The organism is Kitasatospora sp. NPDC058115 (assembly GCF_042884635.1).
In the GTDB taxonomy this organism is placed as follows: Bacteria; Actinomycetota; Actinomycetes; order Streptomycetales; family Streptomycetaceae; genus Kitasatospora.
The window spans coordinates 225,965-252,350 of the sequence record NZ_JBHVTL010000010.1; the positions used below are offsets into that span (position 1 = coordinate 225,965).

The window sequence follows — 26,386 nt, forward strand, 5'->3', positions numbered from 1 at the left end:
GTTTTTCGCCATGGGGTGGCAGGATCCTTGGCTGGTGCGCATCGAGGACACCCAGGGGCGCGTGCACGGTGCCGGGACGATGCTCGACGGCCAGTACGTGCTGACGTGCGCGCATGTGGTCGAGGAGGCCGTCGAAGCCGGGCGTGGAGCCGGGCGCGAGGTCCGGGTGCGCATCGCCGGACGCCCCGACGACGCCTATCCGGCGACCGTTGTCGACAGCTGCTGGCAGCCCCCGCTGCCGGACCAGCGCGGGGACGTGGCGGTGCTCGCCCTGCCGTCCGCCGTGCCGGGCGCACCGCGCGCGAGGATCCGGCGGACCTGGCAGCACGACGAGATGGTGCGCATCTTCGGCTTTCCGGCGGGTACCGACAACGGCCAGCTGGTCAATGCGAGGATCGCCTCGTACGACTTCACCGGGGAGCGGGTGCAGCTCGACGCCGTCCTGGAACAGCGCGTCGACCGCGGCTTCAGCGGTGCGGCGGCGCTCGCCGCGAACGGTGAGATCCTCGGGGTGATCGCGGTCGTCCGGGCACCGCTCGCCGAGAGCAGCTGGATGATCGCGGTCCGGACGCTGTACAAGTACGCGAGCGCGGTGCTCGACGGGCACCTGGCGAGCCGGCCCTCGGAGGGACTGCCGAGCCACTGGCCGCCGCCGCAGGTCCCGGAGGTGCTGGACGACCCGGTGCGGCTCGCCCTGACCCGCCGTCTGGTCGGCTGGCTGGCGTCCGGCGGGCCGGGCGGGGTCTGTGCGATCGGCGGTGGCGGCGCGGTCGCGCTGACGTCCCGTCTGGTGGGCCTGACGGTGCCGGGCTACCGTCGGGCGGCCCCCGACGGGACCGTCAGCGGCGCCCCGCCCGGCACCGTCCCCCCGCTCGGCGAGGTGGACGCCGCCGTCGACGCGACCGGGCGGACGACGGAACAGATCGCCCGGCAGCTCGCGGAGAGCCTGAGCCTGCTGACCGACCGCGTCACCGATGAGCTCTTCCACCAGCTGGAGGAGTTGGGATCGCCGATCGTTGTCGTGGTGAACGCGGTCGACCTGGCGGCCGACCCCGGCGAGCTCCACTACCGGCTGCTCGAACCGATCGCCGCGCGGGCGCCGAGCATCGGCGTGCGCCTGCTGCTCGCCTACCACGGCGACCCTCCGCGCTACGTCCGCAGCGCGGTCGCGGCGAGCCTCGGGCGGCCCGCCGCGCCGGCCGCGCCCGCCTCGCCGGCCACGCGGGCCGTACGCGGCGCGCGCCCCGCACTCGCCGCGCCGAGCGGGCGACACGACGGAGAGGAGCGGTTCGGCACCCGCCTCGACCGGCTCGACCGGCTGGCCGAGGAGGTCGAGGCGGCCGAGCGCGACGCCCGGGTCCGCCGTGACCACCTCGCACCGCGGATCCTCGGCACACCGCCGCCGCAGGTCGCCGCCGCGGCCGCGCTCGCGGTCCGCCTGCGGGTTCTGCGGGACGCCGGCCCGGCCGCCGCCGGACCCGCCCTCCGGGGATGGCTGCCGGCGGAACTCGACACCTGCGAGGAGACGGCCACCCGGTCGCTGGCGCGGGCCCGGCGCCTGAGCGCCGAGTGCACGGCCCTGCTCGCCCGGCGCAACCGGGCCCGGGGGCGGCTGGACGCCTACCGCTCGGAGGCCGCGGCACGCGGACTGATCGAAGAGCTGGGCGAGTCGTACGAGGCGGCACGGCGGCTGCTCTACAGCGGTGGATGCGACCTGCCGCTCGCCGAGCTCCGGGTCGAGGAGTACCACCGGGCCGTTCGGCGCGAGATCGACGGGAGGCAGGCGTGAACCGGTGCGACCGCCCCGGATGCGGTGGCGAACTCGACGGCACCGGCTACTGCCGGCGCTGCCTGCTTCCGCCACCGCCGGCCGGGCCCGAGGGCGGGCGGGCGCCGGCCGGGCCCGAGGGCGGGCGGGCGCCGACCGGGGCGCGGACCCCGGAGCGGGACCCGGAGCGGTCGCTGCCAGTGGGCGGGAACCGCCGTGCGGTGCCGCCCGCACGCCCCGCGGAGCCCGCCCGGCCGCCGCGCCCGTTCGGCGACGACCCCTGGTGGGGCCTGGGCCTCGTCACGCCGTCGGCGATCGCCGGACCGGAGCCGGACCGGGCGGTCAGCGTCGCTCCACGCATCCCGGAGGAGCGCAGGCTCTGCCCCGATCCCGCCTGCCGCCGCCCCGTGGGCACGGGTGTCGACGGCCAGCCGAACCTGCTGGAGGGGCGCTGCCCGTACGACGGGACGGCCTACTCCTTCGTACCGCGACTCGGCCGGGGCGATCTGCTGTCGGACCGCTACCGGGTCGAGGGCTGCATCGGGCACGGCGGCTTCGGCTGGATCTACCTCGCCTACGACGAGCGGCTGAACCACCGTCCGGTGGCGCTCAAGGGCCTGATCGACGCGGAGGACCCGAGGCGGGTCCAGGAGGCCGCGGAGGAGAAACGGTTCCTGATCGAGCTCAGACACGACGACATCGTCGACATCTACGACTTCGTGGCGGACGAGCCGTCGGCCGGCTCCCGGCACGGCTACCACGGGTACCTGGTGATGGAGTACGTCCCCGGCTACTCCCTGGAACGCCCGGAACTGTTCGGCCGGCTGGAGACCGAGCAGGTCATCGGCCACGTCCTGAGCGCGCTCCGGGCGCTGCAGTACCTGCACGACCGCCACTACCTGTTCTGCGACCTGAAGCCGAGCAACCTGATGGTGTACGGCTCCCGGATCAAGCTGATCGACCTCGGCGCGGTGCGCGAGGCCGGCAGACCGGGAAGCGGGGCGTACTCGGAGGGCTACATGGCCCCGGAGCTGATGCTCACCGGCCCCACCGTCGCCACCGACCTCCACACGGTGGGCAGAACCCTGGAGTCGCTGTTCCACTGGTACACCGACGACCCGGGCGATGCCCGCTTCGCCTCGCTGCGCCGGCTCATCGATCGCGCCACCCATGACGATCCGCTGCTGCGCTTCGCCTCGGCGTCCGACATGGCGGGCCAACTGAGCGGCGTGCTGCGCGAGTTGGTGTCCAGCCGCGACAACGCCCAGTACACCGCGCCGTCACTGCTCTTCACCCGCTCCACCACGCTGCTCGACCCCGGGCTCGGGGCGGTGCCGCCGCTCGACCGGTGGACGAGCACCGCGGCGCTGCGGGCGGCGGCCGAGGGCAGCTGCCGTCCGTTCACCACGGCGCCGCCCACGCCGGTCGTGGCGGCGGCCAGCCTGCCCGAGCCCCTGGTCGACGCCCGCGATGCCGCGGCCGGGTTCCTCAGGGCGTCGGTCAGCGCCGATCCGGCGGTCGCCCTCTCCCAGCTCGCCTCCTACGCCGACGCGGTCCCGGCCTCCGCCCGCGCCTCCTCACCCGAGGCCGAGTTGCTGCGCTGCCGGCTCCATCTGCGCCTCGACGACCTCGAAGCAGCGCGCGCCGCGCTGGACCGGGCGAGAGGTCTGCTGCGGCCCGGGTGGCGGCTCAACTGGCACGAGGGGCTGATGGCCCTGGCCGAGCGGCAGTTCGGCGGCGCGGAGAAGATGTTCGCCTCCTGCCGGCAGATGCTGCCGGGCGAGCTCGCACCGAAGCTCGCGCTGGCACTGTGCGCCGAGTACCGAGCGACGACCGACGCGGAACTCGACGCCGCGGCGGCGGCCTACCTCGCGGTGTGGCGCACCGACAGCTGGCACGAGAGCGCCGCCTTCGGCCACGCCAGGACGAGGCTCCGGCGCGGCGACCGGGCCGGTGCGCTCTCGGCACTGGGGCAGGTGCCCGACACCTCGCCGCACCACCGGGCCGCGCGGATCGCCGCACTGCGGATCCGCACCGGACGGCTCGGCGCGGGCACCAGGGGCCTGCCCGACCACGAGGACCTCGCCGAAGCCGAACGGGTCCTGGCCGCACTGCCGTTGGACGAGGCCGAGCGGCGCCGCCTCGCCGCACTGATCCTGGAGGCCAGGCTCGACCGCCGGCGCACCTCACCACCGGGCCGGACCGCGCCCGACGACGAAGCCACCGAGCACGAGCTCCGGTCGGGGCTGGAGAGGGAGTACCGGGCGTTCGCCCAGTGGGCATCGGGCGAGGACCGCCGCACCGTGCTCGTCGATCTGGCCAACACCGTGCGGCCGGTCACCACCTGGTGAACCGACCGGCCCTGACGGATCATCCATCTCCCCCCGACGACGAGGACATGGCAGATGAGCCAAGTGCCGAGAGTCACCCTCGAGGCCAACTACGACAGATACCGCTCCCTGGACGAACGCGAGGTGCACGTCTACCTCAGCGTGGCCGCGGACACCCCGGCCGACCGGCGGGTGGGCCCGCCGGGCGACGCGCGGTTCGCCGAGGTCATCCTGCTCGACCAGTCGGGGTCGATGAGCGAGCCCCGCACCAAGCTCCAACGGGCCAAGGAGGCGAGTTGCGCCGCCATCGAGACCCTGCGGGAGGGAACCCTCTTCGCGGTGGTCGCCGGCACCCATCGGGCAACCATGGTCTACCCCCGGGATTCCTTCCTCGCCCCGGCGAACGCCGGCACCCGCGCGGAGGCGAAGCAGGCCATCAACCGGATCGCCCCCGGCGCCCAGGGCACGGTGATCGGCGCTTGGCTCGACAAGGCCCGTGAACTGCTCGAACCGCACCGCGAACTGATCCGCCACGTGCTCCTGCTCACCGATGGACGCAACGAGCACCAGGACCGGTCGGCCCGGTCGATGGACGCCGTGCTCGCCGACTGCCGCTCCGTGTTCACCTGCGACGCCCGCGGGATCGGCGCGGACTGGGAGCCCGCCGAGCTGCGGCGGATCGCCGAGGAACTCCGGGGCACGGCGGACGCGGTGCCCGACCTCGCCGACCTGGCGCCCGACTTCCGCGCGCTGATCCGCACCGCCATGGGCCGCACGCTGTCCGAGTTGGCCCTGCGGGTGCGCTGCGCACCGGGAGTGTCGGTGTCGGTCCTCGAACAGGCCTACCCGGCACTGGCCGACCTGGTGGGCCACCGCCTGCCGTTGGCCGGAACAGCGGCGGCCGACTACCCGACCGGCCCCTGGAGCAGCGAGGCGCGCCGGTTCGTCGCGACCTTCACCGTGACCGGCGACCGGAGGGTCGGCACCGACGCGGAGACCCTGGCGTCCCTCGAAGTGGTCACCGGCGCGATCGGCACCGCACTGGCCACACCGGTCAGCTCGGTGGAGGTGGTCACCGCACGCTGGCTCGACCAGCCGGCCCCGGAGACCGTCATCGGGGCCGACCGGGGCCGCCACGAACGGGAGAAGGAGCTGTACGCGCTCCGGTGGCGGGGCGGGGCGCTGTTCCGCCAGGGGGATCGCCACGGGGCGTGCGACGCCTGGGGCCGGGCCGTGGCACTGGCCACCGAGCTGCGCAACGAGGACGCGCTCCGGCGCCTGGGCAAGGTCGTCCGGATCGAGGACGCCGTACGCGGCGTGGTCGGCCTGCTGCCGGATCTGGATCCGGACTACGTCCTTCAGGCCATGATGGGCACGGTCACCAGCAGCTCGTACGGTCTCTCGCGCGAACCGGCGTCGCGCGCCGATCCGGGGCCCGGGCAGCCGCCGGCCCCGGGGCCGCGCTGCCCGAAGTGCGGCCGGATCGCGGTGGCCGGCGCGCGGTACTGCGAGAACCTCGCCTGCGATCACGCCTTCACCGACGACCCGCCGGCGGTGGGCGGATGACGGCCCCCGGACCGGTGGCGGACGCACCGGCGACGCCGTCCACGACCGCACGCACCCTGCGCCGGCTCCGCGGGGCGCTGGTGGCGGGCAGCCTGCTGACCGGGGCGCTGTGCCTGGTGGTGTCCGGCCGGGCACACGCCGGGAGCGACGCCGTCGGCGGGCGGGCCGCCCCCGCGGTCCTCCGGGCCGAGGCCGCGTACGGCGCGCTCGCGGACGCCCAACGCGCGGCGGTACAGGGCTTTCTGCAGGAGACCGTGGTCCTCGGCGGCCTCGGCGACCGCTACCGGAACGACATCGCCGCGATCAACCAGAACCTGGCGGAACTGGCCCGGTACGACGTGGCGGGCCCGACGGCCGCCAGTGACATGCAACGCGTCGAGGGGCTCGTCGTCAACTACAACACCCAGATCGAGCAGGCCGCCGCCGACTACCGGCGGAGCGGCTCGCTCACCCAGGCCCTGCCGGCCCTGTGGTACGCCGAACTGCAGTACCGGGAGGCCTCGGAGACGCTGGACGTCCTGCGGCAGGACGGGAAGACGGCACTGGCCGCCCGACTCGACTCGGTGTGGCTGGCGGACGCCACGGATCTGCTGTTCCTGGTGCCGTTCGCACTGGTGCTGGCGCTGTTCGCGCGGACACAGGTGGTGCTGCGGCGCCGGTTCCGGCGTCGGTTGAACGCCTGGCTGGCGCCTGCCGTGCTCGCCCTCACCGCGACGGCCCTGTGGTGCGGTCTGTCGCTCCATGCCGCGGACGAACGCCTGCGCTCGGCCCTGGACGGCCCATGGGTCGATGCGGTCGTCCTGGCGGAGGAGCAGGCGACCCGCTCCGCCGGCCTGGCCGCCGACGACCTGTTCGAGATCGTCGCGCGAGCGTGCACGGCCACCGCCACCACCAGCTTCTGCGGGACCGGCCTGACGCCGTCGTCCACCACCGCGACCGAGGTGACGCCGGAGGAAGGCCGCCGGCTGGGCCGGGCCGAGGCGGACTTCACGGAGCGCTCCGCCCGGGCGGACGCTTCCTCCTCCGAGCGCCTGACAGCCGTCGTGCTGCTGACCCTGGCCGCCGCCGCGGCGTCCGCCGGCGCGCTGAACCGGCGCATCGACGAGTACCGGTTCGGAGGCCGATGATGCGGCGGAACCGCCGGACGGCCCTCCGGCTCCTCGTGGTCCTCGCCCTGCTGGCGGCTTCCGCCGCGTGCCTCGGCGGCTCGTCCGACCGGCGCGACCTGACCATCCTGACGCCCTGGACCTCCGACGCCGAGAAGGAGTCCTTCCAAGCAGTGATCAACGCCTTCCAGGAGCGGAACCCCGACATCACCGTGCACGCCTCCCCCATCCGGGCACTCGACCAGGTGCTGCGGAGCGGCGTCCAGCAGGGCGAGGAACCGGACCTGGCCGTCATGCCGAACCCCGGGGCGCTGCGCTCCTACGCGCAGCAGCACGCCCTGGTCCCGTTGGACGGCTTCCGGGACGAGGCGCTCGGCCGCGAGCTCGTCGAGCGGCTGAACTCCGACTACAGCCCCCAGTGGAACCTCCTCGGGAAGGCCGGGACCGACCACCCGTACGCCGTCGTGGTCAAGGCCTCCGTCAAGAGTCTCATCTGGTACAACCCCCAGCGCCTCACGCCCCGGCCACCCGACAGCTGGGCCGGACTGGTCACCGTTGGGCAGTCATTGGCCCAGCGGGGCGAGACGCCCTGGTGCCTGGCCGTGGCCGACCCGCCCAACTCGGGGTGGCCGGGCACCGACTGGATCGAGGACATCCTGCTGCACCAGTCGGGTGCCGACACCTACGAGCAGTGGGTCGGCGGCGAGCTCGGCTGGACGTCGGCGCCGGTCACCACGGCCTGGCAGACCTGGGGCCAGAGCGTCACCGCTCAGGGTGCGCTCCACGGCGGCCCGCTGACCGCGCTCCTGACCCGCTACGGCGAAGGGGCCCGTCCGCTCTTCACCGCGCCGCCCGGCTGCTACCTCGCCCACGGCGCCCCCGTCACCCCGGACCCCGGGGCCGCCCCGGAGACGGACTACGACTTCGTCCCGTTCCCCGAGTTCCGGCCGACGCCGACACCGGCGTACGAGGTGTCCGGAGACCTCGTCGCGATGTTCCGCGACTCGCCCGCGGCGGAGAGGTTCATGGCCTTCCTCGCGAGCCCGGACGCCCAGCAGATCTGGCCGGGCCGGCAGCCCGAGTCGGCCTTCTCCGTCAACCGCACGATCGCCGAGCGGACGGTGTCCCGCGACAAGCCCGGCAGCATCGCCCGCCGGATCCACGCGTTGCTGACCTCGCCCGCCACCTTGTGCTTCGACGCCTCGGACAGCATGCCCAGCACCATGGCGGCCGCGTTCAACCGCGCAGTGCTCGACTACCTGAACGACCCGGCCCGACTGCCCTCGATCCTCACGGAGTTGGACCAGGTCCGGGTAGCTGCCCGTCAGCAGCAGCCGCAGGGCTCCGCCTGCGCGTCCCGACCCCCGGGCCAGGAGGCCAAGTGACGACACGCACCGAATTCACCCTCGCCTCCGGCGGAACGCTGGTGGTCGAGAGCGAGAGCACCGGCACCGGAGTCGCACCCGCCGGCCGGGGAACCCTGGAGCGAGCGGGCACCACGGTGCGGGACTCGCTGCACACCGTGGTCAACACGGCGTCCGACGTGATCGAGGCGTTCCGCGCCCTGCCCCGCCGACCTGACGAGATCGAGGTCAAGTTCGGCGTCAAACTGGACGGCAGCGTCGGCGTGATCCTCGCGGGCGGCTCCGCCGGCGTCCACTTCGAGGTGACGCTCCGCTGGTCCCCCGAAGCCCCCGCCGACGGCGCCGACGCCGAGGAATGACCACAACTGCCCGCTGCGCGCCTCCCACCAACGGCGAACCCCGCCCGATCACGCCGAGTACCGCGCCCGGTGGGTGGCGATCAGGTCGCGGTACCAGGTGTACGAGGCCTTGGGGGTGCGCAACTGTGTCGCGAAGTCGACGTGGACGAAGCGTTGGTGGTAGCCCTCAGCCCGTCGAACAGGCTGTCACCCTGCGGAGCGGCATCGTCGACACCGCTACCCTCTTGGAGTCGCAGCACCGCGCAGCGGCGGACAAGACCGCTAGAGGGTTCTGCTCCGGCGGTGAGGCGTCGTACACGCGCGTGGAGCCGGTTCGGTGGGGCTGGAGCTACCGCTCCGCACGGCGCAGGAGTTGCCAGCCCAAGACGGCCAGGGCGAGCGTCTGCACGACAGAAGCGAGCAAGAGGAGGGGCTGAATGGTGGGAGAGCTCCAGAACGCGGTCGTACAGACCATAGGCAGGACCAGATAGGTGAACAGGTCGACCGCGGTCTGGAGCCGCTTGCGCATGGCGCGGCCCGCAACGTTGCGGTAGTAGACCTCCCAGCCGAACACCGTGGCGTGGGCGGAGGCGAGTTCCCCCAGGCGTGGTCCCAGCTGGTCGCGGACGTAGCAGCCGATCGCCGAGATCTTCTCGTCGTTGACCAGGTAGGTCCAGCCCAGGATCAGGCAGATCGCGGGAACGGAGAGCAGCAGCCGGTACTCGCCGCTCTGGACGGTGACCGCCACGACCGCAGTGGCCGCGGCGAGCGTGAAGTAGAGCAGGTTGTCGCGGAACCCTATGCGGGTCTTCTGTTCCTCCTTGAGGCGGTCGTACTCGGCCAGCAGGATTGTGCTCTCGGTGACATCGTCCGTGGAGGTCACTGGCATTCCTATGCTCGATCGAGTGCGGGCTCAGCCGGCGATTTGGAAGGGCGTCAGGTTGTTGGGACCGTGCCGTTCGATCCAGCCCTTCCCGTCCGCCGCGATCCCCTCAAGGAGGCGGAAGGTGTGGGTGGAGCCGGCCGAGCTGAGGTTGATCTCGGAGATTTCCTGAGAGTTCTCGTCGGGCGCCAGTTGATGGGCATCGGCGTCCTTGACGCGGATCTTCCTGGCTGGTCCATTGGTCAGGACGAGCTCCAGGTCGTAGCCGACGTTGACGTTGTCCGCCACCTGGACGGAGGACAACGCGTCGAACCGGTAGTTGCTCCGCTGCTCGTTCTTGCGCGTCGCGTCGGAGAAGTTGAACTCGGAGCTGATCTCGCGGATGCCGTTCTGGGTGAACAGGAACACACGGAAGACGTAGTGCGAATACCGCCAGGGTCCGCCCCTGATCCGGCCTCGTTTGTAGGAGGTGGCCGGGGCCACCAGGATGGTATGGGTGATCAGGTCGCGCCAGGTGAGCCGGTGGTGCCGAAGCACTTCATCGACGAACACGGTCTTGTCGCAGGTGAGCCAAGTCTCCATCTCACGCTCGCTGGGGCGCATGGTGTCCAGGAACGACTGCCACTGCTGGTGGGCGACCTGTCGCGCGGTCAGCTGCTCGTGGTAGTTCCGGGTCTCCCGGGCCAACCGGTGTTCCTCACGCCGGACCTCCAGCCACCGGAACGTGGCTGCGCACCCGGACCAGACCGTACCGAGCAAGGCCAGGAACGCCCACAGCGGCTGCGGTTCGGCCGCATCCGAGAGTGCCGTGCCGAACACGGCCAGAACTGCGGCTCCGAGAGCGGCGAGGGCAACCACGGACAGGGCCTTCGTCCTGACCGGAGTCTGGTCCTGACGGTACTGATCGAACAGGGTGCCATTGTTGTGGCGGTTCCGGGCGTCCTCGGCGAGGTGCCGGATCAGCCAGGTGACCCGCTCCACACCGATCCGGCTCTCCCGGTAGAGGTCCGCGATCTCGGCCGCGAGGCTGCTGCGGACCTGAGCGGTGTGGGTGAGCCAGGCGCCCGGAGTGAACCCGTAGGGCGTCCGAACACTGAAGTAGTGATCGAACGCATGACGGACGCGGCTGGTGAACCCGTCCTCGGCTGCGACGGGACCGCGCGGGTGCGGGATGCGGGCCCCGGCCGCGAGACTCGGCCGGGCTTCCCGGCCCCACCACCGGAGGCCGAAACGGGACGCGGTCAAACCAGCACCGAGCGCCACCAGGAGCTCGATGCTCGCCTGCGCCGGCTCTGCGGTCAGTGCCAGGGCCCAGAGGAGCACACTGCTGACGACGAACAGGATGGTCCGGACCGGGAGGGCTGCCCTCGCGGCGGCAGCGGTGCTCGGGCGGGGAGGCATCGCCCGCGCCCCGATGGGAGCGGGTTCGAAGTAGGCCCAGACCCGCCGGGCCCGGTCGTTGCCGAAGCGCTCCGCCCTGGCCCTTTCGAGGGTCTCCGCCCACAGGTCGTCCTTGAGTCCTCCGGTGAGCATCAGGTCGAGGTGGCGGAGGATCGCGTTGTGCTGGCGAAGCGGCAGGTCCTGCAGCTGCTTCAGCACGGGTCCCGTCTCGCCGCTGGCGGTGCTGAGCACCCCCAGCAGGTCGAAAGTGACGCGCAGGGCTTCCTTCCACTCGCCGTCGGCGTAGGTCCGTACGAGCCCGGACGTGTGGTGCAGCCCCTGGACCTCTTCGGTGCTGAGGTCATGGTAGGTGCGTGCGCTGAGCATGGCGAGCACCCAGTGGAAGCGGACCTCCGCGCCGTCGTACCCGTGGGCGAGCGCATCCGCGAGCATCCCGCGGGCGCGACTGGGGATGCCGTCCTCCAGGAGCCGCACACCCACCCTGTACTTCTCCTGCGGCGAGGCGTCCGGGTGGACGAAGTACACGGTCGAGTTGTGTACGGTCTCGGCCTGGATCCCGATGGTGGAGTCGTACGCGGCCGAGCTGTACGCGGCACCGTTGCTCTGGTTCATGCCAGGTCACCGGCCGCGGCCACCACGGGGGCCAGTGCCGCGACCAGTGCGGGGCACTCCGCCACCAGTCCGCGCAGTCTCCTGAGCGTCATGACCGTGCGCTTCGACGATTCGGGGGTGTTCCCTCCGGCCGACCGGAGGGCGGAGTCCAAATCGGTCAGGGCCTCTCGGTACGTGTCCTCGTCGAGGGCGCCCTCGGCGCGGTGCCACCCCAGCTGCTCGCGGAAGCCGTTCAGTTCTGCGCACAGGTCCCTCGGGCCGGATGTCCGAGGAGCCGCATTCATGTGCACGCTGCTGCCCATGACCGCGCCGGCCATGATCCCGACGGTGCTGTTGTGGGCCGTGTTGCTGACGTGTCGGCCGAACCGGTCGGTCGATCGGACCCTGTCGCCCCGGGGCGTTGCGGGTTCCTCCTGGTCCTCCCCCTGTTCCTCCACGAGTTCGACCGCCAGCCGGGTACCGAACGCCGCCGCATTCGCCGCAGCCCGCGGCTGCCAGTCGCGGTCGTCCGCGCTGTTCTTCGTGCCGTCCGCCCGGTCGCTGATCCCCCGGACGATGGCCACCGGTGCTCCGTTGAGATGACCGGCCTGTGCCACGCCGGCCGCTTCCATCTCGATGGCGAGTGCGTCGTTGTAGTGCTGTCGGATCCACTTCGCCTCGGCCGAGATCCTGGAGTTCTGGACGATCTCGCCGGCGGCGATTGCTCCGAAGCGGACCTGGGGTCCCTCCTCGTGACCGGGCGCGGGGTCCGCCCAGTCGTTCAAGCGGGCCAGGTGCGAGGCGAGCTGGCTGATGCCGTGCGGCGCCTCCCACACCCGGGGGCGGGCTTTGAGCCCGTCGTCCTCGCTGGTCCCGCCGTGGTAGGCGTACACATGTGACGCCATCACCACGTCGCCCAGCCTGGTGGTGTCCCACAGGGCGCCGGCGACCCCGACGAACAGCACGGCCACCGGCGAGAACTCCTGGATCGCGCGTTCGGCGATCACCGCGGCGGAATGGTTCCCCTTGCTCGTCAGGCCGAGTGCGACACGGCAGGACGTGCCCCGCACGGTTCCCACCTCGAACCGGGTACCCCGTTCATGGCGATGCACCTGCGGACCCGTCAGCCTCTGGCGCACGGCCTGGTATTCGAGATTGAGGGCGGTGAGAATCACCACCGGGCCTTTCGACATCTACTCCTCTTCCCCTCTCGTGTTCTCTTCCGTCACGGACGGCGCGGGTCGGATCAGTGGTGGGAACAGCACGGCTATCGGACCAGCCCGGTACAGTCGCGCGGGCCGTCCCCCCGTGGTCCTGCGATCCGTGCCGACGGGGACGATGAATCCCTTCGCGGCCTGGACCTTCCGGTAGAAGTTGCGGGTATCGAGTTCAGTGCCCCAGACGGCCTCGTACACCTGCTGCAGCTCTGCGATGGTGAAGTTCTCCCCGCAGAATGCCGTGGCCAGCGCAGAGAACTCGATCTTGGTGCGCGCGCGTTCGATCCCGTCCGAAATGATTCGGCGGTGGTCGAAGGCGAGCTCCACCTTGCCGGAGAGGACGGCGTCGGCGGGAACCCATGCGGCATCAGTGGCATCCGTTCCCGCAACCGGGTCGGGCAGCCCCGGCGCGATCGCCAGGTGGGCCACGGAGACTACCCGGCCCCGCGGGTCGCGGCCCGATTTCCCGTACACGGCCAGCTGTTCAAGGTGCACCCAGCCGGCGGCCAGGGCCGTTTCCTCGCTGAGTTCGCGGTGCGCCGCATCCAGGATTTCCTCACCGTCATGGTTCAGGAACCCCCCGGGCAGGGCGTGCATGCCCCGGAAGGGATCTTCCCCTCGCTCCACCAGAAGGACGTGCAGGCGGTTCTCCCGCAGCGTCAGGATCACGAGATCAACTGTTAAAAGCACAAGTGGTGGTGACCATGCATCATCTTGCATGCCCCGTAAGGTACTTCAGTTACTGTCACTTACACAAGAAGGGGCGTGACGGGGACCACTGTGCTCGGGGCCGGCACCCCTGCACTGACCGAGATCCGGTTCCCACCGGCCGAGACCAGCAGCCATCGCCCGCCCACAGCACACCGTGTTCGTGCTGCCGCACGAGCTGCTGCAACAGCCGACCTTCCTGATCCGCGAGTTTGCGAACCCTGACCGGCTCCGCCTCCCACCCTTCCGAGCTGAACGTCCCGCGACTCCAACCGGATGAAGCCATGGCGCGGCCTCGCCACCAGATACGACAAGACCCGTGAGTCCTACCAGGCCGCCGTCACCATCGCGTCGATCCTGCTCTGGATCTGATCTTTGAAGACGATCTCTAGCTATACAACCGACGGACTTACCTCTCCTGGCCCCCGACCGTCCTCGGATCGTCATCGGGGTGGACAGGATCCACCACTACGCCGACGCGCAGCGCCATGCATCGCCGCGCCTCTACGCGGCGATGGTGGCCGAGGACTGCCGGCTCCGCCTGAGCGAGTACGGCATCTACCGATTCGGCGGCCGCGAGTTCACCCCACCCGCGCACGCCCCGGCGTGTAGAGCCCACCAGGCACGGCCCGCTACCGCGCCGCCGACTTCGCCCGGTGGGCGGCGATCAGGTCGCGGTAGCAGGTGTAGGAGGCCTTGGGGGTGCGGCGTTGGGTGGTGAAGTCGACGTGGACGAGGCCGAAGCGTTGGCGGTAGCCCTCGGCCCGTCGGACGGGCTGTCATCACGGGCGGCCCTTGACGGACAGCGTCCGCTCTCCTGACGTGGCCTGCCTGGCAACGGAGTTGACGTTCCGGCCGACACGTCCGCGTCGCGGAGCGCGCCGGTGCGGACGGCCCCGGCCCGGGCGCGGAGGCGGCGGAGCATCCGGGCGTCCTGGAAGCCGGTCGCGCGGGCGGCGGCCTCCGTGGTCGCGCCGTGCGCGATGAGGTGCTCGGCCCGCTCGACGCGCAGCTCCTGCTGGTAGCGCAGCGGGGTGAGTCCGGTGGCCTCGGTGAAGTGGCGGGTGAGGGTGCGCTCGCTGACGCCCGACGCGCCGGCGAGGTCGGCGAGCCTGAGCCGGGCGGTGAAGCCGGCGTCGATCAGGTCCTGCACCCGGTGGACGGCGTCCACCAGGTGGGCGCGGTGCCGGAGCATGACGCTGACCTGCCGCTCGTCGCCGTTGCGCCGCGCGTAGACGACCATCTCCCGCGCGATCCGCGCGGCCGCTGCCGGCCCGTGCCGGACGGCGACCAGATGCAGGGCCAGGTCGATGCCGCTCGCGATGCCGGCCGAGGTCACCACCCGGTCGTCCACCACGTACAGCACGTCGCGCACGACGACCGCCCTCGGGTAGCGGCGAACCAGTTCGTCCTGCAGGTCGTGGTGCGTGGTGCAGCGGCGCCCGTCCAGCAGGCCCGCCCGGCCGAGCGCGTCCGCGCCCGCGCAGACGCTGGCCACCGTACCGCCGGCCGCGTGGTGGCCGGCCAGCCGCTCCAGCGTCTCCGGGGCGAGCTCCCCATGAGCCCGCAGCGTCGACGCCCGCCAGCCGGGGACCACGACCAGGTCGTCCGGCGTGAGCCGCGGCCAATCCACGGAAGCCCGCAGCGCGAGCCCCTGCGCCGTGGCGACGTCCTCCTGCTCGGCCACGTAGCCGACCGTGTAGCCGAGCCCGTGGTCGGCCGCCGTCGAGAACACCTGGGCGGGCCCGGAGAGGTCCAGCAGGTGCAACCGCGGGACGAGCAGGAAGACGACGCGGGTCACGATCCGGTCAGCTCCTTCACGGTGGTGACGGTGGCGAAGCGGCCCGCCAGAGCGTACTCGGTCCGGGCGATGACCTCCTCCGTGGAGAGCGTGCGCGGATCGGCAAGGATCTCGTCGAGGCTGCGCCCGGCCGGCGCGTCCCGGTGCTCGACCGGATGGGTGGCGGTCGCGTCGACCACGAACGTGACCTCGTAGCCGAGGTCGGCGGCGACCCGGGTGGTGGTCTCGCAGCACTGTTCGGTGCGAATGCCGCTGACCACCAGGTCACGGACCCCCTGCCGGGTGAGCAGCTGCTGCAGGTTGGTGGTCGTGAACGCGTTGTGCGAGGTCTTGGTGACGACGGGTTCGCCGTCCACCGGCACCAGTCCCTCCATCAGGCGGACATGGCCGAGGGCGGGGTCGAACACCGTACCGGTGCCGGGTTCGGCGTGCAGGACCCAGACGACGAGGTCGCCCCTGGCCCGGGCGTGCTCGACGAGCCGGGCGACCTGCCCGACGATCCCGGGGTTGGAGACGGCCGCCCAGTTCTCGCGGCGGCGGAAGGATTCCTGGACGTCGATGACGAGGAGTGCGGTGGTCATGCCTCGATCCTCACCGCCGCGGGGTGCCCGGGCGAAGACCCCATCGGGCCCGGATACGGAACGATCCGGTCAGGGCGCGTGACGGCGGGCCCGCCGACGAACGGGCGGTCGTACCGGATGCGCGCCGGGCTGCGCGCGACGACGCCGGGGGGTGTCGACGGCCGGGCTCGTCGTCGCTGTGGCGGGCGCGGGGGCCGGTGCGGAGGAACGCCGACGGCCGGGCCCGCCGGTCCGCCCGTCGATCCATGAGCGGGCGTTCACCCGGCCCATGGATCGGCGTCCGCTCCGGCGGGGCACGTACGCCCGACCACGGCGCGATCAGGGCGCGGCCGGCGCCTTCGCCTGGAGGGCGGCCAGGTCGAGGACCCGGTCGGCGGCCGCTTCCGCGACCGGGTCGTGGGTGGCGACGACGGTGACGCACCCGTGCCGGTGGGTGGTGTCGGCGAGGAGGTCGGCCAGCGCGGCCGCGCGGGTGCGGTCGACGGCGGCGGTGGGTTCGTCGACGAGCAGCAGGGCGGGTTCCAGCAGCAGCGCACGGGCGATGGCGATGCGCTGGCGCTCGCCGCCGGAGAGGGTGTCCACGCGGTGGTGCAGGCGGTGGTCGAGGCCGACGTCGGTGAGCAGCCGGCGGGCGCGCTCACGCACGGTGCGGGCCCGGCGGCCCGCGATCGAGGCCGCGGCGAGGAGCTGCTCGTGTGCGGTGAGTCCGGCGAGCAGGTTACCGCTCTGGAAGACGTAGCCGATGCGCTCGCGGCGCAGCCGGGCGCGGGCCGAGGGGGTGAGGGCCGCGAGGTCGGTCCCGTCGAGCAGGACCTGCCCGCTGTCGGGCCGCAGGAGGGCGCCGGCGACGGCGAGGAGGGTGGACTTGCCGGAGCCGGAGGGGCCGACGAGGGCGGTCAGGCGGCCGGCGGGGAACTCGGCGTTCAGGGCGCGCAGCGGGGTGGTGCGGGAGTCACCGCGGCCGAGGGTGACGGTGATGTCGTGGAGGGTGAGGCTCATCGTCCGGCTCCGAGCATGGTCATGGGGTCGACGGTGGCGACGCGGCGCAGGGTGACGGCGGCACCGGCCAGGGCGGTGAGGACGACGGTGGCCATGGTGGCGGCGAGGGCGGTGCCGGGCAGGCTGAAGGGCACCTTGGCGCCGACGAGCAGGCCGACCGCGCCGGCCAGGGCGGCGCCGACGAGGGCGCCGGCGGTGACGACGACGGCGGCTTGGCCGAGGGTGTGGGCGAGCAGGCGCCGCCGGGAGGCGCCCATGGCGCGCAGCAGGGCGAGCTCGGGTTGTCGCTGGACGGTCCAGACGGCGAAGAAGGCGCCGACGACGAGTGGGGCGATGACGTAGAGGAAGGCCTGGATGGAGGTCATGGTGACGCGTTCGCCGGTGTAGCCGGGCGCTGCGGGGTACGCCTCCTCGACAGCCAGGGTGCGGGTGTGCAGGGCCTCGTCGGCGACCGCGGGATCGGTTCCGGGGTCGGCTTGCAGGGCCACGGCTGTGTACTGGTGAGGGAGTTCGGCGGCGGGTGCACCGGGAGTGGTGAACCGGATGCGCCGCCAGGTGGCGATGGGCAGGTAGACGGCGGCGACGTGTCCGTAGGAGGAGCGGGCCGTGGTCGCGGTGACGGTGAGGGTGATGCCGAGGCGGTCGACGGTGAGGGTGTCGCCCGGGCGCACTCCCCGGTCGGCGAGCTGCCGGGAGATGACGACGGTGTCCGGCCGGTCGAGGCGGCCGGGAGCGGGGTCGAGGAAGGAGCCGGGTTCGATGCCGAAGGCGGCGAAGTCGACCTCGGTGCCGCGGCTGGTGGTGCCGCGGGTGATGGTGGCGCCCAGGGGGGTGGCCCGGACACCGGGCCGGGCGCGCCAGCCGTCGAGGGTGGTGTCGTCGACGAGGCTGCGGGCGAACTGGTCGGTGGCGACGTCGGGAGCGAAGGCGAGGTGGGTGGCGGGCAGGCGGCGCAGTGCGGAGACGGTGTCGTCGCCGAGTCCGGTGGTGAAGCCGGAGACCACGCCGACGAGGGCGGCGACCAGGACGACGACGCTGCCCATCAGGAGGAAGCGGCCACGGGCCGCTTTCAGTTCGAGCAGGGCGAGGAGCACGGGGTGCCCTTTCGGAATCTTGGGGACAAGGCGTCCCCAAGATAGAAGATGGCGACACGGCGTCCCCATGTGGGGGTGGCCAGGCACCTCAGACCTGGTCGGAGCGTCGGCGACGGGCGTCCCTAGACTGGCGTACGTGCCCAGGATCAGTGCCGCCACCGTCGCCGACCACCGCGCGCAGCAGCGCGCCGCGCTGGTGGTCGCCGCGCGCGAGCTGCTGGAGGAGGGTGACGCCGCCGCAGTGACCTTCGCCGCGGTGGCCGCCCGGCTCGGCCTGGCCCGCAACAGCGTCTACAAGTACTTCGCCGACCGCGCCGAGCTGCTGGAGGCGGTCGTGCGCGAGGTCACCCCGCGCTGGACCAGGCGCATCCACGCCGAGATGGCCGCCGCCCCACCGGCCCCCACCGATCAGGTCGCCGCGTACGTCCGGGCCCAGCTGGCGCTGGTGCGCGACGGCGAGCACCGCATCGCCCGCGCCCTGGCCCACGACCGCGACGCGGCGGTCCTGCGGCGCGGGGCCGCCGAGGCACACGCCGAGATCCTGCGGCCACTGACCGAGGCGCTCGCCGCCCTCGGCGACACCGACCCGGTGCGCACGGCCCGACTGCTGCAGGGACTGGTGAACGCCGCAACCGAACTGATCGAGTCGGGCGACCCCTACGAGGAGGTGGCACAGCGCGCCGTCCGCCTCGCGGCAGGAGCCGCGGCCACCCTCCGGGACGGCTGATCCGCACCGCCGGCGGCCCGCCGGCGGGCGCCACGGATTCCGGCTGCCGCCACGACCCCGCTCTCCACCCCAGCCCGCCCCGGACACTTGCCGGTTTCGTGCCCCACCCCCGGCCGGGTGGGGCACGAACAGCGAGCGGGGTGCGGTCGCGGCTATCCGAGGCCGCGGGCGTCCTGCTTCAACGCGGTGTCCACGGTCAGCGCGGTCGCCACGACGAGGCCGAGCAGCGGGTCGGCGAGCGGACGGTGGATCTGGAGCACGTAGTTGTCGGCCGTGGTGAACATCGTCTTCGCCAGGCCCTCCCAGGTCTTGGTGATCCGGGCGATCTCGGTGTCCGTCTCGTCAACGATGGAGAAGTTCCAGGCCCGCCAGTTCTCGGCCTTGACGGCGCCGACCTTCCGCCCACCGGCCTCCAGCGCAAAGTTGATCTTCCCGATGGCGTTCTGCTGAACGATCTGGCCGACTTCCTGGCCGTTCGGAAGCTGCACGATCACCCGCGACTTGATGAACTTCGCCGGGCGGGTCAGCAGCAGCACCGGGACGCCGTGCGCGTCACGGATCTCCAGCTTGTGGGTCAGATACTGGTCGAGGGAAGTGAGCAGTCGTATCGCCTTGCGCAAACCGCTCTGGCCGACCTGGACCACCGAGCCCAGCGTCGCGCCCTGCTGGTCGAAGACGGCGTACTCGTTGGTCAGCTCGATCAGCTTGGCCTTCTGGTTCACCACCAGGACCGGTTCGGAGAAGAGGGTGCCGCCGCCACCGGAGACCGGGCCGACACCCGCCTGCTGCTGTACCTGGCGCTGCACCTTGGCGGAGTCGCCGACCGGAGCGACCGGCTGCCCGGGGAAGCCGGGAGTGTTCGTGTTCTGGGACATGGCGGGCAGGCTAGGCCCGATCCTCCCCGGATGGCCAGATCGTTCGACCGCCGCGGTTTCGTCCACGGACCACCGGCTCCGCCCGTGACCTGCAGGTTCTGCGACTGCGCGCGCCGGCTGTCCGCCACCCGACGGCAGCGGTATGACCGACGTCACACCCGTGACGCCGACTCCGGGCCCGATCGGGACACCCCAACCCCCGTGCGCGTCAAGCCCGGTGAGCGGCGATCAGGTCGCGGTACGAGGCCGCCATCGATGACGAAGTCGCTGCCGGTGACGTTACCCACCCGGTCGCCGGCCAGCAGCACGACCAGGTCGGCGACCTCCTGGGGGAGGCTGAGGAAGCCGATCGCCGACTGCGCGACGGCGGTGGAGCGATGTCCTCCGGATCCCCGCCCGCCGCTTTCGCGACCGTCGCGGCGACGCCGTCGTCACCGAGCCACAGCGCTGTGGACACCGGACCGGGGCTGACTGTGTTCACCCGCACTCCGCGCGGACCAACCTCCTTGGAGAGGGCCTTGCAGAAGTTGGAGAGCACCGCCTTGGCCGCGCAGTAGTCGACGATCGTCGGGTCGGGCAGGAACGCGTTGACCGAGCTCACGCTCACGATTGAGGCGTTGCCGCGCTCGATCAGACGGGCAGGGCCGCTCGGGTGGTTCGGACTGCGGCGAGAAAGTTGATCGTCAGTCCCTGGATCCAGTCGTCGTCGGTGACCGACAGGAGACCGGTCGGCCGGAGGCGTACCGCGCCGACGTTGACCAGGATGTCCGGCCCGCCGAACCGCGACACTGCCTCCTCGACCGCGACTGCGGGGCCGTCCGCCGCGGTGAGGTCGACGGACACCGGGTGCACCTGCGGAGCGAGCGCGGTCAGCGGACCGGTGATACCGCGCGCTACCGCGACCACGTTCGCGCCTTCGGCAGCAAGCACCGCGGCTGCCGCGTACGTGAGGTCAGGACCGCTCGACGGCGGCTTTGATCCGGCGTCCGAAGTCGGGGGCGTCCTTGCGGGCGGCATACGCGGCCGGGCCGAGCAGGGCCTTGCCGAGGCCATGGCCTTCGAACACGGTGAAGGTGCCGGCCTCGGTCCAGTCCCGCAGGCGGCGCCAGGCCGTGATTCCGGAGCAGCCCACGGCCTGCGCGGGGACATCGCACCATGCGACACCGGTCCGCAGCACGTAGAGGTACCCGCCAGGGCCACCCGGTCCGGGACCCGTAGTCGCCCGGGGTGGCGGTGGCGTCGTTCGGGAGCGGGCGGCAGCAGCGGAGCCACCCGCTCCCACAGGTCGTCCGGCACAAGAGCAACACGCACCCGGACGGCCTGCCGACCAAGATCACCGAGCGCAAGGGTGCAGCTCAACTCATTTTGAAACGATCAGTTGACCGCGCGCAGGGCGTTGACGATGCCGAAGCCGTAGAACCCGTTGACCCGCTTGCCGCCCGCACAGACGGCGTCCGCGGTGGCCTCACCGGCCCCGGCGGTACCGGCGGCCGGGGCCGTCGGGCAACCCGGGTTGTCCGCCTGGGCCTTGAGCATCGCCTGCAACTGCTCCGGGGTCGCGTGCGGGTGGGCGGACTTCAGCAACGCGGCCACACCGGCGACGTGGGGCGTGGCCATGGACGTGCCCTGCTCGTAGCCGTACTGGTTGTTCGGCAGCGTCGACAGGATGCCGCCGCTCTTGGACGGCGTGTCCGAGGCGACGTACCGGTCGCCGCCCGGCGCCGCGACGTCGATCACGCCGAGGCCGTGGTTGGAGTAGTACGCCCGCGTGTTCGTGGGGCCGGTCGCGCTGACCGTGACGACGCCCGGCAGTTGCGCGGGCAGGCCCCAGCAGGTGTGCGGGTCGACCGTCCGGCTCGACGGGGTGGAGTCGTTGGGGCTGCCGCCGTCGGTGAAACCGTCGGAGGCCAGGTCGTGGTTGGCGTTGCCGGCCCCGGCGACATTGAGGGTGCCCTTGCGCTGCGCGTAGAGCTGGGCGCGGCCGACCGCGTCGATGATGGCCTTCTGGTCGGGGTCGTCCAGGCAGTTGTACTGCCAAGGGTCCACGTAGTAGCTGTTGTTGGTGATCTGCACGCCGTGGTCGGCGGCGAACACGAAGGCGCAGACGACGCTCTCGGCGTAGATCAGCTGGCGCGGAGTGGGCTGGGAGACCGTGATCCCGGAGACCTTCACCCCGGGCGCCACGCCCGCGACGCCGACGCCGTTGCGGGCCGCGGCGATCGTGCCCGCCACGTGGGTGCCGTGGAAGTAGTCCGGGTCGACCGGCCGCCAGGCGCCGTACGTGGTGTCGGCCTTGCCGCCGGCACAGCTCGCGGACTGCGAAGGGGAGAAGTTGGGGGCGAGGTCCGGGTGGGTGTCGTCGACGCCGGTGTCGATCACGGCGACCGTGACGTTCCCGCTGCCCGGGTCGATCTTCGCGGCCTGGTCCGCGCCGATCGCCCGAAGCGCCCACTGCTCGGCTTCGAGGGGTTCGGCGCCACTGCCGGACGCCTTCCCTGTGCTCGCGACCTCGCCTGCGGACAGAGGCCGCACCGGGCCCGCGTCGCCCGCCCCCGCCGGGTTCAGCGGCGAGGTCCGCGTGGCCCCCGCCGACTGCACGCCGGGCACCGCGCGCATGCGCCGGGCGAAGTCGGGATTCGCCGAGTGGACGACGATGACGCCGATCCCGTCGTAGGTGACGACGATGCTGCCGCCGGCCGCGGTGACGGCCCGCTGCACCGCCGCGATCGTGCGACGGTCGGTCTTGGTGTTGACCACGTACGCCAGGGTGTTCGCGTCCTCGGCCCGCTCGGCGGCCTGCGCCCGGGGAGCCGCCGAGGCCGTCGCGGGGAGGGCCCCGAGCGAGGCGGTCAGCGACAGCACGACCGGTGCGGCCAGGCCGAGCCGGAGTAAGGAACCTATTCGAGCCATGTGCTCTCCACATCATCCGGGTGCGGGACCCGGCCGGGGAACGGAGCGCCGGCCGGGCTGGTACGGGACGGGTGGTGCAGGAGTGAAGCTAACCTGCCGCCTCGCGAACCGGCAATGACCTTGCACGAACTCTCCGGAGGCGGCGCGCTTCCGGTCCCCGTACAACCGACCCGCGGCTGAAACCACTGGCGATGGGCTGCGGATCCATAGAACGCCCTGTCATTTGCGCAGTTTCTCGGACCCAGCCGCCCCAGACCGCACCATCCGGATGACCTCTCGGCCGCTACCGAAAGGCCGTACATCCCGCAGCGATTGAAGCCAACTACATGGGCAGCCGCGCCCGGTGAGTGGCAATCAGGTCGCGGTACCAGGTGTAGGAGGCGCGAGGGGTGCGCTTCTGGGTTTCGAAGTCGACGTGGACGAGGCCGAAGCGTTGGTGGTAGCCCTCGGCCCATTCGAAGTTGTCGAGGAGGGACCAGGTGTAGTAGCCGCGGACGTCGATGCCCTCGGTGGTGGCGTGGGCGAGGGCGTCGAGGTGGGTGGACATGAAGTCGATGCGGGGTTGATCGGGGGTGGTGGATTCGGTGACGGAGCAGCCGTTCTCGGTGATGGTGAGGGGTGGGAGGGCTTTGCCGTAGGTGTCGCGGAGGTGGAGGAGGAGGGTGGTGAGGGCGGCGGGGACGACGGGCCAGCCGAAGGCGGTGTGGGGGGCTTCGGGGATGTCGACGAGGTCGAAGGGCAGGCCGGGGGCGGTGGGGGCGGCGACGCGGGTGGGGTTGTAGAAGTTGAGGCCGAGGCCGTCCAGGCCGGGGGTGTGGATGAGGTCGAGGTCGCCGGGGTGGACGGTGCCGAAGATGTCGTCGGGGACGCCGAGGGGGGAGAGGTCGGGGTAGCGGCCGAGGAGGACGGGGTCGGTGAACAGGCGGTTGTGGAGGGTGTCGTAGGCCGCGGCGGCGGCGAGATCGGCGGGGGCCTGGGAGGCTGGCTCGACCGGGGTGAGGTTGTTGGAGAGCATGACGTCGAGGCCGCGGTCGTGGAGGGCGGTGGCGGCCAGGCCGTGGGCGAGGAGCTGGTGGTGGGCGGCGGGGAGGGCCTCGAACATCAGGGTGCGGCCGGGGGCGTGGGTGCCGAGCGCGTAGCCGAAGACGGTGTGGACGAAGGGCTCGTTGAGGGTGATCCAGGTGGGGACGCGGTCGCCGAGGCGGTCGGCGGCGAGGGCGGTGTAGTCGGCGAAGCGGTGGGCGGTGTCGCGGTTGAGCCAGCCGCCGTGGTCTTCGAGGGCCTGCGGGAGGTCCCAGTGGAAGAGGGTGGGGAGCGGGGTGATGCCCGCCTCCAACAGCGCGTCGACCAGGCGGTCGTAGAAGGCGAGGCCGGCGGGGTTGACGGAGCCCGCGCCGGTGGGCTGGACGCGGGGCCAGGCGATCGAGAAGCGGTAGCCGTCGAGGCCGAGGCCCTGCATCAGGGCGATGTCCTCGGGCCAGCGGTGGTAGTGGTCGCAGGCCACGGCGCCGGTGTGGCCGTCGCGGACGGCACCGGGGCGGGCGGCGAAGGTGTCCCAGACGGACGGCCCGCGGCCGTCCTCGTCGACGGCGCCCTCGATCTGGTAGGCGGCGGTGGCGGCACCCCAGCGGAAGTCCGCCGGCAGGTCGAAGCGGTCGGGCATGACGGCCTCCTGGCATGAACGTGAGGGACTGTCATGTTAGCGGCGTCACACCGGAGCACCAGAGGGCCCGGGAGCCGGAGCCAGGAGCCGGCAGCCCGGGTGCACGAGGGGCGCACCCGGGCTTGCAGGGAGGCGGGGCTCAGGCGCCGTGGGGCAGCGGGGCGGCGGGGCTGACCAGGCCGGCGGCGCGCAGTTCCTGCCAGAACGCGGCGGGGACGGTCTCGGCGAGCGCGGCCCGGTCCTCGGCGATGCGGCTGGGCTTGGTGGCACCGGCGACGACCGCGGCGGTGACCGGGTGGGCGAGGGAGAACTGCAGGGCGGCGGCCTTGATGCTCACGCCGTGCTTCGCGGCCAGGTCCTTGAGCCGGGTGACGCGCTCGATGATGTGCGCGGGGGCCTCCTGGTACTCGAAGTGGGCGCCACCGGCGAGGATGCCGGAGCTGTACGGGCCGCCGACGACCATGCCGACGCCCTGCTCCTGGGCCATCGGCAGCAGGCGCTGGAGGGCGTGCTCGTGGTCGAGGAGGGTGTAGCGGCCGGCGAGCAGGAAGCCGTCGGGCTGCGGCTCGTCGAGGGCGAGGGTGAGCTCGATCGGCTCGGTCTTGTTGACACCGAGGCCCCAGGCCCCGATGACGCCCTCGTCGCGCAGGCGGGACAGGACGCGGAAGGCACCGGTGCGGGCCTCCTCGAACTTGGCCAGCCACTGGTCGCCGTGGAAGTCCTGGGCGATGTCGTGCACCCAGACGACATCCAGGCGGTCGGTGCGCAGGCGCTTGAGGCTGTCCTCGATGGAGCGCTCGGTGGCCTCCGCGGTCCACACGTGGAGGACCTTGTTGGGGTTGCCGTGCTCGAACAGGCCGCCCTTCTCGCCGAGGTCGCGGTTGCCCTGCTCCAGCTCGTCGAGGACGACGCGGCCGACCTTGGTGGACAGGACGTACTCGTCGCGCGGCTTGGTGGAGAGCACCTCGCCGAGGCGCTCCTCGGAGAGGCCGGCGCCGTAGAAGGGGGCGGTGTCGTAGTAGCGGACGCCCTGCTGCCAGGCGGCCTCGACGGTGGCGAGCGCCTCGGCCTCGGGGATCGCGCGGTACATGTTGCCGAGCGGGGCGGTGCCGAAGCCGAGCTTGCCGGGGAGGAGTTCCTTGAGGGACATGGTGGTGCCTTTTCCGAACGGGGGGTGCGGGGTGCAAGGCCCGCCCGATAGATGCGAGCGCCCCTTGCTTGCTTTAACAATAATTGCAGGCGCTGGCTAATGCAAGGGCTCTAGGCGTCGGACGCGACGGACGCCCCGGACGCCCCGGACGCCCCGGACGCGGAGAAGCACGGCAGGACGTGCTCCGCGAGCTCGTGCAGCACCTCCTCCACCGGCCGGTCGTTGGGCCGCAGGTTGAAGGAGACGTGCGAGACCCCCAGCAGCGCCATCGCCTCCAGGTGTTCGACCAGGGCGTTGCGGCCGGTGCTGAGGCCGAGCCGGATCGGACGGGCCGGGGCGTCCGGGTCCTCCTGGAGGCTGAGCACCATCGGGGTGATGTAGGGCTTCTCCCCCGCGAGTTCGCGCCACTGCCGGGTCCGCAGGCGCAGCGCGCCCAGGTCGCGGGGGTAGTTGAGCGAGGCGTCGGCGTGCTCGGCGATCCACTCGGGCGTCTGCTGGGCGCCGCCGGCGACGGCGATCGGGACGCCCGCCGGCTGCTCCGGCTTCGGCAGGACCTCCAGCTGGAAGTCCGCGCCGAGCCCGGCCCCGGGCAGCTCCAGCGGACCCGGCCGCCAGGCGGCGCGCAGGGTCTCCAGTCCCTCCCGGAAGGCGGCGCCGCGGGCCCCGAAGTCCCGCCCGAAGAGCGGGTACTCGACGGGACGGTCGCCGCTGGCGAGGCCGAGCAGCATCCGGCCGCCGGAGAGCGCGTCGACGGTGGCGGCGGCCTTGGCGACGAGCAGTGGTTCGCGCAGCGGCAGGACGACGGCCGCGGTGCCGAGGACGGCGCGCTCGGTGACGGCGGCGAGGTGGCCGAGGTGGGTGAAGGTCTCGAAGACCGTCCCGGCGTCCCCGAAGCGGACGGGGTCGAAGAGCGGGACGTCGCGCACCCAGAGGCCGGCGAAGCCGAGCCGGTCGGCGAGCCGGGCGAGGCGCGCGTGGCCGGCGAGGTCCGGGACGCCGTGGGGGCGGCCGGCCGCACGGTCGGCGGCCTGCCGGGAGGGGCCCCAGTCGTTGTCGAGCGGGAGTTCCAGGCCGAGGGTGAGCCGGCCCTCGCCGAGGGCGAGGCGGGCGAGGGCGGGGTGACGCAGTGCCATGGGTGAATCGGTCCTCAGAGCGGTCGGAGCGGGGGAATCAGGGCGGGGGAATCAGGGCGGGGGGGGAAGGGCGAAGCCCGCCGCGGGCCGGCCGGGAAGGGCCGGCCCCCAGCGGGCGTGCGGGGGTGCGGGGGAGGTCAGTTGTAAAGGTCCGGGTGCGGGCCGGTGGGCCCGCCGCGGG

At 72.4% G+C, this 26,386-nt stretch carries 21 protein-coding genes and 4 pseudogenes; 7 read left to right on the forward strand and 18 right to left on the reverse strand.

Annotated elements, in window-relative coordinates:
* Nucleotides 1-10 precede the first annotated feature (10 nt).
* The 6 genes from ACFVVL_RS13660 (at nt 11) to ACFVVL_RS13685 (ending at nt 8,493) form a co-directional block, all read left to right on the forward strand.
* Nucleotides 11-1,789, forward strand: coding sequence for a trypsin-like peptidase domain-containing protein (locus ACFVVL_RS13660; protein WP_387674447.1), 1,779 nt, complete (start codon nt 11-13; stop codon nt 1,787-1,789).
* Nucleotides 1,790-1,989: 200 nt separating this feature from the next.
* The gene (locus ACFVVL_RS13665; RefSeq protein ID WP_387674450.1) at nt 1,990-4,119 is read left to right on the forward strand and encodes a tetratricopeptide repeat protein; all 2,130 of its coding nucleotides are present in this window, start codon (nt 1,990-1,992) and stop codon (nt 4,117-4,119) included.
* Between the two features lie 54 nt (nt 4,120-4,173).
* Nucleotides 4,174-5,664 carry a VWA domain-containing protein gene (locus tag ACFVVL_RS13670; RefSeq protein ID WP_387674453.1) on the forward strand — a complete coding sequence of 497 codons (1,491 nt, stop codon included), beginning with the start codon at nt 4,174-4,176 and terminating at the stop codon, nt 5,662-5,664.
* Nucleotides 5,661-6,791 carry a hypothetical protein gene (locus ACFVVL_RS13675; protein WP_387674456.1) on the forward strand — a complete coding sequence of 377 codons (1,131 nt, stop codon included), beginning with the start codon at nt 5,661-5,663 and terminating at the stop codon, nt 6,789-6,791. Before ACFVVL_RS13670 ends, ACFVVL_RS13675 begins: the two co-directional genes overlap by 4 nt.
* Nucleotides 6,791-8,155: an ABC transporter substrate-binding protein gene (locus ACFVVL_RS13680; RefSeq protein ID WP_387674458.1), complete on the forward strand. Its 1,365-nt coding sequence runs from the start codon at nt 6,791-6,793 to the stop codon at nt 8,153-8,155. The genes ACFVVL_RS13675 and ACFVVL_RS13680 overlap by 1 nt, the downstream gene beginning before the upstream one ends.
* Nucleotides 8,152-8,493 carry a CU044_2847 family protein gene (locus ACFVVL_RS13685; RefSeq protein WP_380287165.1) on the forward strand — a complete coding sequence of 114 codons (342 nt, stop codon included), beginning with the start codon at nt 8,152-8,154 and terminating at the stop codon, nt 8,491-8,493. The genes ACFVVL_RS13680 and ACFVVL_RS13685 overlap by 4 nt, the downstream gene beginning before the upstream one ends.
* 48 nt (nt 8,494-8,541) lie before the next feature.
* Here ACFVVL_RS13685 and ACFVVL_RS13690 read toward each other — a convergent pair.
* The 10 genes and pseudogenes from ACFVVL_RS13690 to ACFVVL_RS13735 form a co-directional block, all read right to left on the reverse strand.
* Nucleotides 8,542-8,664 (reverse strand): annotated as a pseudogene (locus ACFVVL_RS13690) (family 1 glycosylhydrolase); the annotation flags it as partial.
* A gap of 157 nt (nt 8,665-8,821) precedes the next feature.
* Complete coding sequence (locus ACFVVL_RS13695; RefSeq protein WP_380287166.1) at nt 8,822-9,361, reverse strand: hypothetical protein; 540 nt, start codon at nt 9,359-9,361, stop codon at nt 8,822-8,824.
* Between the two features lie 24 nt (nt 9,362-9,385).
* Nucleotides 9,386-11,368 (reverse strand): hypothetical protein, encoded by a 1,983-nt coding sequence (locus ACFVVL_RS13700; RefSeq protein WP_387674462.1) that lies wholly within the window; start codon nt 11,366-11,368, stop codon nt 9,386-9,388.
* The gene (locus tag ACFVVL_RS13705) at nt 11,365-12,540 is read right to left on the reverse strand and encodes a purine phosphorylase (RefSeq protein WP_387674465.1); all 1,176 of its coding nucleotides are present in this window, start codon (nt 12,538-12,540) and stop codon (nt 11,365-11,367) included. Before ACFVVL_RS13705 ends, ACFVVL_RS13700 begins: the two co-directional genes overlap by 4 nt.
* Nucleotides 12,541-13,284, reverse strand: a complete 744-nt coding sequence (locus tag ACFVVL_RS13710) for an NUDIX domain-containing protein (protein ID WP_380287169.1) — start codon at nt 13,282-13,284, stop codon at nt 12,541-12,543. It abuts the gene before it with no gap.
* Nucleotides 13,285-13,904: 620 nt separating this feature from the next.
* Nucleotides 13,905-13,988, reverse strand: a pseudogene (locus tag ACFVVL_RS13715) (hypothetical protein); the annotation flags it as partial.
* A 182-nt stretch (nt 13,989-14,170) separates the two neighbouring features.
* A pseudogene (locus ACFVVL_RS13720) lies at nt 14,171-15,073 on the reverse strand (GlxA family transcriptional regulator); the annotation flags it as partial.
* Nucleotides 15,070-15,654 carry a cysteine hydrolase family protein gene (locus tag ACFVVL_RS13725; RefSeq protein ID WP_387674468.1) on the reverse strand — a complete coding sequence of 195 codons (585 nt, stop codon included), beginning with the start codon at nt 15,652-15,654 and terminating at the stop codon, nt 15,070-15,072. The pseudogene ACFVVL_RS13720 and the gene ACFVVL_RS13725, both read right to left, overlap by 4 nt.
* 318 nt (nt 15,655-15,972) lie before the next feature.
* Entirely contained in the window at nt 15,973-16,653 is a 681-nt protein-coding gene (locus tag ACFVVL_RS13730; RefSeq protein ID WP_387674471.1) for an ABC transporter ATP-binding protein, read from the reverse strand.
* Entirely contained in the window at nt 16,650-17,747 is a 1,098-nt protein-coding gene (locus ACFVVL_RS13735) for an ABC transporter permease (protein ID WP_387674474.1), read from the reverse strand. Before ACFVVL_RS13735 ends, ACFVVL_RS13730 begins: the two co-directional genes overlap by 4 nt.
* Before the next feature lie 136 nt (nt 17,748-17,883).
* On the opposite strand from ACFVVL_RS13735, the gene ACFVVL_RS13740 reads away from it, so the two are divergent.
* Nucleotides 17,884-18,474 carry a TetR/AcrR family transcriptional regulator gene (locus ACFVVL_RS13740; protein ID WP_380287173.1) on the forward strand — a complete coding sequence of 197 codons (591 nt, stop codon included), beginning with the start codon at nt 17,884-17,886 and terminating at the stop codon, nt 18,472-18,474.
* Nucleotides 18,475-18,626: 152 nt separating this feature from the next.
* On the opposite strand, the gene ACFVVL_RS13745 is transcribed toward ACFVVL_RS13740, so the two are convergent.
* The 8 genes and pseudogenes from ACFVVL_RS13745 to ACFVVL_RS13780 all read right to left on the reverse strand — a co-directional run bounded on the left by ACFVVL_RS13745 (nt 18,627) and on the right by ACFVVL_RS13780 (nt 26,205).
* Nucleotides 18,627-19,415, reverse strand: a complete 789-nt coding sequence (locus ACFVVL_RS13745) for an LURP-one-related/scramblase family protein (RefSeq protein ID WP_387674477.1) — start codon at nt 19,413-19,415, stop codon at nt 18,627-18,629.
* 142 nt (nt 19,416-19,557) lie between these two features.
* On the reverse strand, nt 19,558-19,950 hold the full coding sequence (locus ACFVVL_RS13750) for an SDR family NAD(P)-dependent oxidoreductase (protein WP_387674480.1): 393 nt from the start codon (nt 19,948-19,950) through the stop codon (nt 19,558-19,560).
* 29 nt (nt 19,951-19,979) lie between these two features.
* Nucleotides 19,980-20,498, reverse strand: a complete 519-nt coding sequence (locus tag ACFVVL_RS13755; protein ID WP_387674483.1) for an SDR family NAD(P)-dependent oxidoreductase — start codon at nt 20,496-20,498, stop codon at nt 19,980-19,982.
* Nucleotides 20,419-20,660, reverse strand: a pseudogene (locus tag ACFVVL_RS13760) (transposase); the annotation flags it as partial. The pseudogene ACFVVL_RS13760 and the gene ACFVVL_RS13755, both read right to left, overlap by 80 nt.
* A 63-nt stretch (nt 20,661-20,723) precedes the next feature.
* Nucleotides 20,724-22,259 (reverse strand): S8 family serine peptidase, encoded by a 1,536-nt coding sequence (locus ACFVVL_RS13765; RefSeq protein ID WP_387674486.1) that lies wholly within the window; start codon nt 22,257-22,259, stop codon nt 20,724-20,726.
* A 322-nt stretch (nt 22,260-22,581) separates the two neighbouring features.
* Complete coding sequence (locus ACFVVL_RS13770) at nt 22,582-23,922, reverse strand: GH1 family beta-glucosidase (protein WP_387674489.1); 1,341 nt, start codon at nt 23,920-23,922, stop codon at nt 22,582-22,584.
* 139 nt (nt 23,923-24,061) lie between these two features.
* Entirely contained in the window at nt 24,062-25,072 is a 1,011-nt protein-coding gene (locus tag ACFVVL_RS13775; RefSeq protein WP_387674492.1) for an aldo/keto reductase, read from the reverse strand.
* Between the two features lie 110 nt (nt 25,073-25,182).
* The gene (locus ACFVVL_RS13780) at nt 25,183-26,205 is read right to left on the reverse strand and encodes a TIGR03571 family LLM class oxidoreductase (RefSeq protein ID WP_387674494.1); all 1,023 of its coding nucleotides are present in this window, start codon (nt 26,203-26,205) and stop codon (nt 25,183-25,185) included.
* Nucleotides 26,206-26,386: the final 181 nt, after the last annotated feature.